9 protein-coding genes are annotated in these 11,113 nt (G+C 71.2%); 3 read left to right on the top strand and 6 right to left on the bottom strand.

The genetic code is table 11. The features are described from left to right. Positions 1-10: 10 nt before the first annotated feature. Genes OG520_RS33960 through OG520_RS33945 form a run of 4 tightly spaced genes read right to left on the bottom strand, consistent with a single transcriptional unit; the run spans position 11 to position 4,144 of the window. Positions 11-1,279, bottom strand: coding sequence for a glutamate synthase-related protein (locus OG520_RS33960; protein WP_406015641.1), 1,269 nt, complete (start codon positions 1,277-1,279; stop codon positions 11-13). Next, positions 1,276-2,292: an asparagine synthetase A gene (locus OG520_RS33955; protein ID WP_406015640.1), complete on the bottom strand. Its 1,017-nt coding sequence runs from the start codon at positions 2,290-2,292 to the stop codon at positions 1,276-1,278. Before OG520_RS33955 ends, OG520_RS33960 begins: the two co-directional genes overlap by 4 nt. Next, positions 2,289-3,695, bottom strand: coding sequence for a methylaspartate mutase (locus tag OG520_RS33950; RefSeq protein WP_399335145.1), 1,407 nt, complete (start codon positions 3,693-3,695; stop codon positions 2,289-2,291). The genes OG520_RS33955 and OG520_RS33950 overlap by 4 nt, the downstream gene beginning before the upstream one ends. Next, positions 3,692-4,144: a cobalamin B12-binding domain-containing protein gene (locus OG520_RS33945; RefSeq protein WP_266422476.1), complete on the bottom strand. Its 453-nt coding sequence runs from the start codon at positions 4,142-4,144 to the stop codon at positions 3,692-3,694. Before OG520_RS33945 ends, OG520_RS33950 begins: the two co-directional genes overlap by 4 nt. Before the next feature lie 261 nt (positions 4,145-4,405). Here OG520_RS33945 and OG520_RS33940 point away from each other — a divergent pair, with 261 nt between their 5' ends. Both OG520_RS33940 and OG520_RS33935 read left to right on the top strand, forming a co-directional pair. Beyond that, positions 4,406-4,687 (top strand): hypothetical protein, encoded by a 282-nt coding sequence (locus OG520_RS33940; RefSeq protein ID WP_266422474.1) that lies wholly within the window; start codon positions 4,406-4,408, stop codon positions 4,685-4,687. Between the two features lie 157 nt (positions 4,688-4,844). Further along, the gene (locus OG520_RS33935) at positions 4,845-5,057 is read left to right on the top strand and encodes an MbtH family NRPS accessory protein (RefSeq protein WP_093549323.1); all 213 of its coding nucleotides are present in this window, start codon (positions 4,845-4,847) and stop codon (positions 5,055-5,057) included. Positions 5,058-5,239: 182 nt separating this feature from the next. On the opposite strand, the gene OG520_RS33930 is transcribed toward OG520_RS33935, so the two are convergent. Both OG520_RS33930 and OG520_RS33925 read right to left on the bottom strand, forming a co-directional pair. After that, on the bottom strand, positions 5,240-6,166 hold the full coding sequence (locus OG520_RS33930) for an ornithine carbamoyltransferase (protein ID WP_266422471.1): 927 nt from the start codon (positions 6,164-6,166) through the stop codon (positions 5,240-5,242). A gap of 187 nt (positions 6,167-6,353) precedes the next feature. Next, a complete protein-coding gene (locus OG520_RS33925) occupies positions 6,354-7,715 on the bottom strand; it encodes a helix-turn-helix domain-containing protein (RefSeq protein WP_406015639.1) in 1,362 nt (453 codons plus the stop codon). Between the two features lie 413 nt (positions 7,716-8,128). Between OG520_RS33925 and OG520_RS33920 the strand changes: the two genes are divergently transcribed. Continuing rightward, entirely contained in the window at positions 8,129-10,996 is a 2,868-nt protein-coding gene (locus OG520_RS33920) for a BTAD domain-containing putative transcriptional regulator (RefSeq protein WP_406015638.1), read from the top strand. Positions 10,997-11,113 lie beyond the last annotated feature (117 nt).

Below are 11,113 nucleotides of genomic sequence, written 5' to 3'. Positions count from 1 at the left end.
GAGCGGGGGGTCAGCCGGTGCGGGAGGCCGTCGCGGCGTCGGCCGGCAGCAGGACGTCGTCCGCTTCCAGGGCGTTCGCGTGGTACTTGCCGACGGAGCTGATCAGCAGCCGGAGTTCCAGGGCGATGGCCTCGACCAGCCGGACCAGGCCGGCTTCGGCGTCCTCGTCCACGGCGAGCAGTGCGGCCCGGCCGAGGCCGACGGCGCGTGCGCCGAGCGCCAGCGCCTTCGCGGCCCTGCTGCCTTCCCAGATCCGCCCGCTGGCGAGCAGGCAGTGGTCGGTGCGGCCGATGCGGGTGAGGCAGTCGCCGAGCGGGAGTCCCACCTGGCCGAGGAAGGCGGTCGGCGCCCAGGCGGTGCCGCCCTCCGCGCCGTCCACGGTGACGGAGTCCGCGCCGGCCGCCCAGGCGGTGGCCGCGGCGTGGGCCACGTCGCGGCCGGGGTGCAGCTTCACCCACACCTTCGCGCGGGGGAAGTTGTTCCGCATCAGCCGGATCTGCTGGCGCAGGATCTCCTCGGTGAAGGTGCCGGGGCTGCTGATCCGCAGCACCGAGTCGCTGTCGGCGCCGAACACCGCGTCCATGGCGTACTGTTCGGCGACCCTGCCGCCGGCCTCGCGGCCCAGGACGGTGAGACCGCCGAGCCCCGGTTTGGCGCCCTGGCCCACCTTCAGTTCGAAGGCGAGCCGGCCGGTGGCCAGCAGCGGCTCGGACACCGGGTCGCTGTAGACCAGGTTCCACACCTCGGCGTCCGCGTCCTCGGTGGACTGCTGCACCACCACGCCGCCGTGCTCGTCGTCGGCGGCGGCCGTGTAGGCGGCGATCCGGCCGAGCAGCGGGGAGGCCGCGGAGTCGGCGGCCGCGCGGTAGCCGTTGACCGGCACCACGTTCTCCCCGATGACCATCGGGATGCCGAGCTGCCCGGCCTGGCGTCCGGCTGCCTCGCCCAGGTCGTGGCTGGCGACCTGGGTCGAGCCGAACGCGGACACGTAGAGCGGCAGCCGGGAGGCGAACCCGCCGACCCGGGTGTCCAGTTCGACATCCGTGTACAGCGGTTCACGGGCCAGGTCGATGAGCTTCTTCAGCCGCTCCGGCATGAACACCGGAGGTACGATCCTGGCGCGCTCCAGCAGGTCGTGCGGGTCCTGGCCGGCCGGGATCGCGCCCAGCATGCTGCTGCCGTAGGACTCCAGCGCGGGGAAGACCCCCGCCGCTCCGGCCCTGGCCCGGTGCCGCACCTGTTCCTCGGGGAAGCCCGCGGCGCTCAGTACCGCACTCATGCCGACACCACGCCGGGAAGCTTCGGGTAGGCGCTGGCCTCCCAGGCGGCGGTGCGGCCGGTGACGTACCGGGTGAAGCGTTCCAGGCCGATGCCGAACCCGGAGCTGGCGGGGATGCCGCGGCGAGCCAGGTCGAGGTACCAGCCGTACTTGGCGGGGTTCTCGCCGGTCTCGCGCATCCGGGTGACCAGGGCCGCGTAGTCGTGCTCGCGCTCGCTGCCACTGGCCAGTTCGCCGTAGCCCTCGGGGGCGATCAGGTCGAAGTTCCGCAGGACGCCGGGGCGGTCGGTGTCCTCCTGGTCGTAGAAGCCCCGCGAACCCTTGGGGTAGTCGACGACGAAGAACGGGCGGCTGGTCTTCGCGGAGAGGATCTCCTCGCCCTCCCAGTCGATCTCGGCGCCGGGGTCCTGCGGGTGGCCGAGCGCCACCAGGTCCGCGGTGGCCTCCTTGTGCGTGGTGCGGCCGAACGCCCCCTGGACCACCTCCCGGAAGGCGTCCCGGTCCCGGCCGAGGAGCTCCAGGTCCCCCGGCATCTCGCGGACGACCTCGTCGACGACATGCGCGACGAGCCGCTCGGCGAGCTCCATCGCGTCCTCGCGGCGGGCGTCGCGGATCTCCACGTCGATCTGGTGGAACTCGGCGAGATGGCGGTGCGTGACGGCCGTCTCCAGCGGTTCCAGCCGCACGTTGGGCGCGATGTAGAAGATCTTGTCGAAGGCCAGCAGCGATGCCTGCTTGTAGAGGATCGCGCTGGTCATCAGCTTGTACTTGTGGCCGTAGAAGTCGACGTCCACCTGCTTGGAGCCCCGGATTCCCGGGTCGGTGACCGGTCCGATGACCGGCGGCAGCAGTTCCTGGAACCCCTGCGCGGTCAGGAAGGCGCGGGTCGCCGCGAGCATGCGGCTCTGCACCCGCAGCGTGGCACGGGTCGGTTCGGCCATCAGGTGCTGGTCGGGAGAGGCCGGGAACAAGGGCGCGACGCGGCCGTGGGACTCGGCGATCGTGCTGGTCATGGTGCTACCTCCTGGGTGTGCTGCCGATGGGCCGCCGGGCGACGGGCCGCCGTGGGGAGCGAGGGGCGGGAAGCGGACGAGGGAACGATGCGGTCGTGCCGGCGCTGGACGAACGACAGGGCGTCGAACAGCCCGGCGGCGGTGAGCCGCCGGCCGCGGTCGCGGACGGGCCCGAGAGGCATCGCCCCGATCTCGGACCAGGTGAGGCGGCCGGACCCGTCGATATGACTCCGGGTGCGGCCCGCGTTGTCGGGGTGCAGGCAGTAGGGAACGTCGAGGTATCCGCGGGCGAAGGCCTTCAGCAGGGCCTGGCCCAGGTCGTCGTCCAGGTTCAGCACGGCGTCCACCAGGGCACGGGCCTCGGCGTAGACGGCGTTGTCCGCCGGGTCGGAGCTCGGGACGGGTACGCTCCCGGGCCGGTGGCCGGTCGCCGTGCGGTGCCGGGCGGCGGCCCGCGCGGCGACCCGGAGGGCCTCGACGTTCTCCGCCACGGTCGGGATGCGGTGCGCCTCGGCCTCGGTCTTCACGATCAGCCGGGCCGCCCCGGTCTCCACGGCCAGTTCGGCCGAACGTTCCAGGAGTTCCAGGGAGCCGTGCCGGGTCTGCGGGTAGAGGCCCATGTAGGTGTAGAGGACGATGTGCCAGTCGGTGTCCGGCAGGAACTCGCCGGCCAGTCGGTGCAGCGCGTGCATCGCGTCGCGGTCCTGGGCCGCGTTGGTCTGCTGGGCGTAGCTGAGCGAGATGCTGCGCAGCCCTGCGCGGTGGAAGAAGAGTGCCTCCAGCGCACTGATCGCGACGAGCAGTCCGGGCGGGCACAGCTGTCCGAGCATGCAACCGCCGAAGGTCTCCAGATGCGGTTCCGCCCCGGTGGCGCGCAGCCCGGCCAGGAAGTCGCAGCTCTCCTGCCAGTTGCGTACGGAGTCCAGGAGCGGGGTGCGTCCGTAGGGCAGGCAGTAGGAGACCGGTCCGCCCTCCGTCGCGTCCAGGCCGAGCCGGGCCAGCGCGGCCACGATGCGCTGGGGGCGTGCCGATCCGTGCCGGATCTGCACCGGGAAGCCAGCGTCCCGGACGCCGTCGAGGACCCAGCGCGAGGTGTGCGGGCTGTAGGAGGTGATGGGAAACCCGTTGAGCGGGACGCCGCCGTTCAGGGCGCGGGCCGCGGACGCCTCGTCGTTGACCCGGGTGTAGCTGTCGATGGTCATGGTGCCGACGACCGCGTCGGCCGCTCCCTTGGTGGCCAGCAGGCCGGCCCTCATCAGAGCGGGGTCGGAGAAGCCCATGCGGGGCTGCACCACGAGTGTCCCGCGGGCCTGTGCCCCGGCGACGAAGCGGCCGAAGGAGAGCGGTCGCCGGTGCACGGTGGTGCGGCTCCCGGGGGCCGCCTCCTGGACCGGCGCGGTCATCGTTCCACCTCCTTGGGAAGCGAGTCGACGTAGGACTCGAAAGCGGCGATGTCGACGCCGTCCTGGAAGACCGCGTCGAACCCGGCCCTCATGAGGGCGTCGGCCTCTTCCTCCCCGTCCCCGGACACGCCGAGCTTGCCGCCGATGACCGCGGGCAGGCCGGTCAGCTCCCAGCGCGACCGGATGGCCCCGATCAGGGGCTCGGCGTCGTGGAAGCCGTGCCCGTTGACACTGCTGACGACCAGGAGGTCGGGCTGGAACTTGCAGCAGGACTCGACGATCTCGTCCTCGGGCACGCAGGAACCCAGATTGACGACCTTGTGCCCGAGGTCTTCGAGCAGCAGTTGGATGTAGATGAGATTCCAGGTGTGAGCATCGGATTGCAGTCCGGTGACAACAACATCCAGCGGCCCGGATCGATGACGAGCCGCCCATTCCGCAGGCTTCATTGTTCGCTTCGTCCACATCATTGGATGACAAGGGGAGAAAGAGGTCCAGGCTTGCCCGGAACTTCCTTTCGGCCACAACCGTAGATTCGCTCCCGAGGCGTTTCCGGCGTCACCGGCGGCAACTGGGCGGCAGCAGAGGAGCAGTTGACCGACAGTCCGGTGCCGGGCCCGCGGCGGGGCGTGAGACTGGCCGCACTGCACCCGCAGAATTCAGCGCCCGGCCCCGTGCACACCGCCGGCGAAAGACCGAGGAGTCATGACATGGCAGAGACCGGCCACAGCGTCCGTGCGGCGGACGTGCTCGCGGACGTCCTGGCGGAGGTACGGGAACGGGTCGACCGGCGGGAGGCGCTGGGTGAGGCCCAGGTCGCCGTGCTCGAAGCCGCGGTGAACATTGTCCGCGCAGGTCAGCTCGGGTTCGAGGTGATGCCGGTGGAGCGTTCGGAGCTGGTGCGCGAGGCGCTCGGCGCGGTGCGCGCGGCCACCGTGGCGACCGGGGTCGCCCTCACCTACGCGCACCAGACGGCCCGGGTGCTCACCTGATCCGGCGGTCCGTCGATCCAGCGGTCCCTGGTGCCGCCGATCTGCCTGGACTTCTGCCCGGCGAACCGGACCGCGGCTCCTAGCATTTGATGCAGCCGAAACACTCAGACACACCCGACGACATCACGTACAACTTCGTCCAACCGAGGTGGAAATCATGGCAACCAACCCGTTCGAGGACTCCCAGGGCCGCTATGTAGTGCTGGCCAACGAAGAGGGTCAGTATTCGCTGTGGCCGGCCCGGATCCAGCAGCCGGCGGGCTGGGAACTGGTGAAGGACGAGGGCAGCAAGCAGGAATGCGGCGAATTCATCGAGGCGAACTGGACCGATATGCGACCGCGTTCGGTGGTTGCGGCCATGGGTGGCTGAACCCGTCGGTCGTCCCGTTCCGGAAGGGCGGGTGCGAGGCGCAGCACGCGCCCCGCACCCGCCCTTTTCCGTACGGCGACCGGCGCCGGTTCCCGTACCCCGGACACGCGAAAGGCTCCTGGCGGACATGGGTGGTCTCGGTCGTGAACCCATGTCCGCCAGGAGCCGATGGTGCGGGGTGGTCAGTCCTGGACGCCGCGTACGCACCACTCCAGGACCGCCGCGGCGGCGGTCATCTTGTGGTGGGCCTGCCGCCAGGCCCGGCTCGACGGGCCGTCGAGGACCTCGTCGGTGACCTCCTCGCCGCGGACCGCGGGCAGGTCGTGCAGGAAGACGGTGCGCGGGCCGGCGAAGCGGTCCAGGAACGCGCGGTTGATCTGGAAGCCGTCGAAGTCCCGGAGCCAGTCGGGGTTGTCCTTCGTCACCCCCATGGTCTGCCACCGGCTGGTGTACACCGCGTCCACCGGCCCCTCGACCGCGTCGGCCGTCACGACCTGGCTCACCAGGGCCTTGCCACCGCTGAGTTCGTCCGCCAGGTCCAGGGTCTCCTTGGGCACCTCGTAGCCCGCCGGGCACAGCAGGGTGAGGCGCAGGCCGGGGGTGAGGGCCGCGGCGAGCGCGAGGGCCGCGCCCGAGCTGTTGCCCTCGCCGACGGCGAGCAGGTGCAGACCGTCGAGCGAGCCGAACTCCTCCGCCAGGGTGGCGAGATCGGCGATGGCCTGGGTCGGGTGCTCGTCCAGGCTCAGGGCGTTGACGACGGCCAGGTCCTCGCTGCTGCCGAGCCGGCGGATCTCCTCCACGTCCCCGTTGGTGCGTACGACGAGCGCGTCCAGGTACTGCCCGAGCACCCGGGCGGTGTCCTCGACCGTCTCGCCGGTGGTGAGCTGCAGTTCGTTCGGACCGAAGGTGATCACATCGGCGCCGAGGCGGGTCGCCCCGCTCCAGAAGGATGTACGGGTCCGGGTCGAGGACTTGCGGAAGTAGAGACCGACCTGGCGTCCGGCCAGCGGCTTCGGCACGATGCCGTCGCGGCCGAACGTGACGGCGCGCCGGACGAGGTGGTCCAGCTCGGCGGGCGTCAGGTCGGCCAGGGAGATCAGGTTGCGCATGGGTGAGGTGCCTTTCACGAGGACGAGGACGGGGTCGGGCTGCGGAACGGGGGACGAGAGGCCCCGGGTGGCGCGAGGGGGCGGGCCCCGGGTGGTACGAGGGGGCGGGCGGGAGACGGAGGAAGGCGCGGGGAGGCCTCGGACGGGACGCGCGCGGGGCTTCCCCGGTGTCCCGGCGGGGCGGTCCTCATTCGGTCAGTGCGACGGCGAGAGCGGCGGGCCGTGTCTCCTGCTCCGCGTCGAGGACCGCGCGGACCAGATTGAGCACGGTGAAGCCCACCGGGTCGCCCGCCGTGGTGGGGAGCCGGCGGATCAGGCCGCGGACCAGCAGGGCATGCACGTCACGGGCGGTCTCGGCCAGGGAGGTGCCGCAGGCACGCGCGGCGCCGTCCACCGTCCACGGGTCCTCCAGCGTCGCCAGCGTGCGGAGCAGAGCGGCGGACTGCGGGTCGAGCCCGGTCACGGCGGCGGTGAGCCGCTCGCCCAAGGTGGGGCCGGCGGCGGGATCGGCGGGCGTGACCCCGTCGAGCAGGACCAGCGGTGTGGTGCGGGCGATGTCCAGAAGCTGCTGCGGGGAATACAGCAGCAGCCATGAGGCGGCGGCTTCCAGCGCCTGCGGCATGCCGTCCAGGGCCCGGCAGATGTGGGCCACGGTGGTGACGACGGAGTCGGTGGGGAGGAAATCGGGTCGCATATAGCTGACATGAGAGAGCGTCAGCTCGACGGCGTGCCGGTCGGCGACGAGGGAGCCGCCCACCGGCTCGGCGGCGAGATCGGCGACGGTCGGCACCGCCAGTGGAGCCAGCGGGAGCAGCCGTCCACCGGGCAGCTGGACCGGACGGTCGGTGGTGGTGAGTATTTTCAGGCGCTCGCAGACACGCAGCAGACTCAACAGGCGAGGGGTGACAGATGGTGACGCATCGTGACCATCCAGCACGATCAAGGTCGCCTTGGACCCTATGAGCGCGGCCAGTTCCTCGAATTCCTCGCCGTCGCGGACGAGTGCGCGCACCCACCCGGTCACGGTCGCCTGCGGATTGTTGGGGTCCGTACCGGTGGTCTCCGCGGTGTCGTTCAGGGAGACCCACAGCACCGGAACCCGGTCCCGCGCGTGAATCACCGAGGCGGCCTCCTGGGCGAGCCGCGACTTCCCCACTCCCGGCAGACCCACCAGGGTCAGCAGCCGCTCGTGATCCGTGCGCAACCGGGCTGTCAGCGCTTCCAGTTCCGGGCGCCGCCCGATCAGCGGGCGCAGCGGAGGGGGCGGTGTGGCGAGGCCGGTTCCGTAGATGTCCTGGAAGACGCGCCCCGCGGCCTTTGCATCGACGGCGAGTTCCAGCTCGACGCGCCGCGCGTCGCTGAGCCTCATGGCATTGGCGAGCAGCTTCAGCGTTTCCCTGCGCGGGTGCTGGACCCGACCCAGTTCCAGGTCTCGAATGGCTCGGACGCTCACCGTGGAAAGCCCGGCGAGCTGTTCCTGAGTGAGTCCCGCCCGCCGGCGCGCATTCTGCAGCAGAACGTCGAGCCCGGGTGCGGGCTGGGAATTCATCATTGTCTCCTCGGTCTCCACATGCTCACAAAACGCAATGGCCGGTTACCCGACCGCCCAGGACTGTCCGGAACGCATGGCCCGATCCGGGATCTTTCCGGTCCGCTCACGCTCCGTACTCTCCGTGGCAGCGAAGGCCTGCCGTCGATGAACAGACTCCATCGAGCCATTCCCGAACTCTTCCCGGTGCAGTACCGCGAGTTCCTTCTGCAAGGGCTACGATCGCCTCGCGCTGGTGAAGCGCTGCGGGTGCGCAGAGCTGAGGGGGAGGATGCGTGTCAACTGCAGAAGAGTTTCGGCTGCGCTTCAACATTCTTGGCCCGATAGAGGGTTGGTCCAACGGGACGCGACTCCGGCTGGGCGGTGTCATACAGGAGCGAGTTCTGGCCACTCTGCTTCTGGAGCCCGGAAAAGTGCTTCCGGTTTCCCGGCTGGTCGAGGCGGCCTGGGACGAGGAACCGCCGACGACCGCACCGCACCAAGTGCGCAAGGCAGTTGCCGATCTCCGAAGACGGATACCCGGCGGTGCCGACGTCCTCGTCACCGACGGGCCCGGCTATCGCGTAGCCCAGGAACAATGTGAAATCGACGTGGCCGAATTTGGCCTACTGATACGCAAAGCGAAGCTCGCGGCGTCCGATGGCCGGACGGCCGAAGCCGCCGAGATATTGCGCGGCGCCCTCGCACTCTGGCGCGGACCTGTTCTGTCGGGCGGCGGCGGTCCGGTCATCGAGGCCGCGTCGACCTCCATCGAGGAGCGCCGGCTGACCGCGGCGGAACAGCTCTTCGAACTCCACCTCGCACTCGGCGAGGCCGCCGAACTCGTCGTCGAACTGCGGGAACTGGTCCAGCAGCACCCCTTGCGCGAGTCCCTGCGCGGCCAGTTGATGATCGCCCTGTACCGGTCCGGGCGGCAGGCCGAGGCCCTGGACGAGTACGGCAAGGTGCGCGAGCTCCTCTCCGAGGAACTCGGCATCGACCCCGGCCCCAATCTGACCAAGCTGTACGAGGGAATCCTGCGGGAGAGCCCCGAACTGGCCGGCCCCGAGCCGGCCGCCGCCCCCGTCGTCGCCGTGGCGCTGCCCGCCGAACCCCCCAGCACCCTCCCGTACGACCTCGCGGACTTCACCGGCCGGGACCGGGAACTGGCCGAAATCCTGCACGGCGCCAAGAGCGGCGGCGAGCAGGGCCCCCAGATCGTGGCCATCGACGGCATGGGCGGCTGCGGCAAGACCTCGCTCGCGGTGCGGGCCGCGCACCGGCTCGCACCGGACTACCCGGACGGTCAGCTCCACATCGACCTGCGCGGATACACTCCGGGCGACCAGCCGGTGACCGCCGGCATCGCGCTCGACACTCTGCTGCGGGCCGTCGGCGTGCCGGGCAATCTCATCCCCGACGACGCGCCCGCCCGCACGGCCCTGTGGCGTGCCACCCTGGTCGGCAAGCGGCTGCTGATCCTCATCGACAACGCTGCCGACGCCGCCGCCATCCGCCCGCTGCTGCCCCTCTCCCCCGGCTGCCTCGTCATGGTCACCAGCCGGGCCCGTCTGGTCGATCTGGACGGCGCTCAGTGGATCTCGATCGGGGTGATGCCGCCCGAGGACAGCGCGATGCTGGTGGCCGAGACGCTCGGTGCCGAGCGCGTCGCCGCCGAGCCCGAGGCGGCCGTGGAACTCGCCCGGCTCTGCGGCCACCTCCCCCTCGCGCTGCGGATCGCCACCGCCCGGCTGCGCAACCGCCCGCGCTGGACGCTCCAGTACCTGGCGGAACGGCTGCGCGACGAGACCCGCAGGCTCGACGAGCTCAGCTCGGGCGCCCGCAGCGTCTCCGCCACCCTGCGCCTGTCCTACCAGGCCCTGGACGAGGAGTGCCGGAACGCGTTCTCGACGCTGGCCCTGCACCCGGGCAGCGACATGGACGTCCACGTGGCCGGTGCGCTGCTGGGCTCCTCCGCCCGGGACGCGGAGGACCTGCTGGAGATGCTGCTCGACGTCCACCTCGTGCAGCAGCCGGAGATCGGCCTCTACACCTTCCACGACCTGGTCCGCAGCTTCGCGCAGAGCCTGCTCGTCGAGTCCCCCGAGGACTCCGGGGCGGTGGAGCGGCTGCTGGGCTACTACCTGACCGCCACCGAGGTGGCGTGCGACCTCCTCTACTCCGGGCGGCGCAGGCGCAGCACCGGTATCGAACCCTCCGCGGCCGAACTGCCGGACCTCGGCACGCCCGAGCGGGCGCGGAAGTGGTTCCAGCGCGAGCAGACGTCGCTCCTCGCGGCCGTCACGCTCGCCGAGCGCCGGGATCACGACCGCTATGTGGTGTGCCTGGCCCGCAATCTCGTCTTCCAGCTCAACGACCTCGGTCTCCTGGAGGAGTTCGGCGAGCTGAGCCGGGTCGCGGTCGCCGCCGCCAACCGCCTGGAGGATCTGGCACTGCTGGGGGTGAGCCTGTCCAACCTTGGCGTCGCCTGCTGGAAACTCGGCCGTCTTTCCGAGGGCCTCGAAGCCGCCCGCAAGAGCCGGGACGTCGCGATCCGGCTCGGCGACCTGCACACCCAGGCCCACAGCGAGAGTGTCCTCGGCCAGTTCAACAGTCTGCTCGGCGACTTCTCCGCGGCCCTGGGCCACATGGAGACGGCGATCGCGTATGAACGCGACCTGGACATGCCGCGCGCGGAGGCCGAGAGCCTGACCATCCTCAGCACGCTCTACGAACAGTGGGGACGGTACGAGGAGGCGCGGGACGCGGCCCAGCGGTCGGCCGAACTGAGCCGGCAGCTGGGGCAGCACGAGGGGTTGCCCGGCGCCGTCACCGACCTCGCCTTCGCCCACGTCGGCCTGGGCGCGTACGAGGAGGCCGACCGCTGCCTGACGGAGGCCCGCGCACTGTACGGGGACGCCGGCAACGAGGCGAACCTCGCCCTGACCCTGGCGTTGTCCGCCGATGTGGAGAACCGGCTGGGAAGGCCGCCCCGCGTCCCGGACCAGGCGGAGCTCGCCCTCGACATGATGCGGACGAACTCCTCGCCCCTGCGCCGGGCCAAGGTGGAGAACGTGGTGGGCCGGCTGCGCCGCCGGCAGGGCGACGCGGCGGCGGCGCTCGCGCTGCACACCCACGCCCATGAACTCGCCTCGTCCCTCGGCTACCGCATCGAGCAGGCCTACGCGCTCGCGGGAATGGCCGACGTCCTCGGGGACACACCGGACTCGGCCCGGTACCGGGCGGAGGCCGAGCAGCTCTTCACCGAGATGGACGTACCGGCGGATCACCGGCGCGGCTGACGCCCGCCCGCCGGCGCCGTACCCCGGAGCAGCCCGCGCGCACGGCAGCCGCCCGGCCGGGGCCGCCGCCCCGGGACGGACAGCGAAGAGCCCCGCACCGTGACTCCGGTGCGGGGC

Source organism: Streptomyces sp. NBC_00984, assembly GCF_045162475.1.
GTDB lineage: Bacteria > Actinomycetota > Actinomycetes > Streptomycetales > Streptomycetaceae > Streptomyces.
Note: the sequence above shows the minus strand (reverse complement) of the source record. Positions and strands in the feature narration are given on the sequence as shown.

Coding starts and splice junctions, on each gene's coding strand:
- OG520_RS33960 (WP_406015641.1), bottom strand. CDS start 1,279: ATGAGTGCGGTACTGAGCGCCGCGGGCTTCCCCGAGGAACAGGTGCGG.
- OG520_RS33955 (WP_406015640.1), bottom strand. CDS start 2,292: ATGACCAGCACGATCGCCGAGTCCCACGGCCGCGTCGCGCCCTTGTTC.
- OG520_RS33950 (WP_399335145.1), bottom strand. CDS start 3,695: ATGACCGCGCCGGTCCAGGAGGCGGCCCCCGGGAGCCGCACCACCGTG.
- OG520_RS33945 (WP_266422476.1), bottom strand. CDS start 4,144: ATGAAGCCTGCGGAATGGGCGGCTCGTCATCGATCCGGGCCGCTGGAT.
- OG520_RS33940 (WP_266422474.1), top strand. CDS start 4,406: ATGGCAGAGACCGGCCACAGCGTCCGTGCGGCGGACGTGCTCGCGGAC.
- OG520_RS33935 (WP_093549323.1), top strand. CDS start 4,845: ATGGCAACCAACCCGTTCGAGGACTCCCAGGGCCGCTATGTAGTGCTG.
- OG520_RS33930 (WP_266422471.1), bottom strand. CDS start 6,166: ATGCGCAACCTGATCTCCCTGGCCGACCTGACGCCCGCCGAGCTGGAC.
- OG520_RS33925 (WP_406015639.1), bottom strand. CDS start 7,715: ATGAATTCCCAGCCCGCACCCGGGCTCGACGTTCTGCTGCAGAATGCG.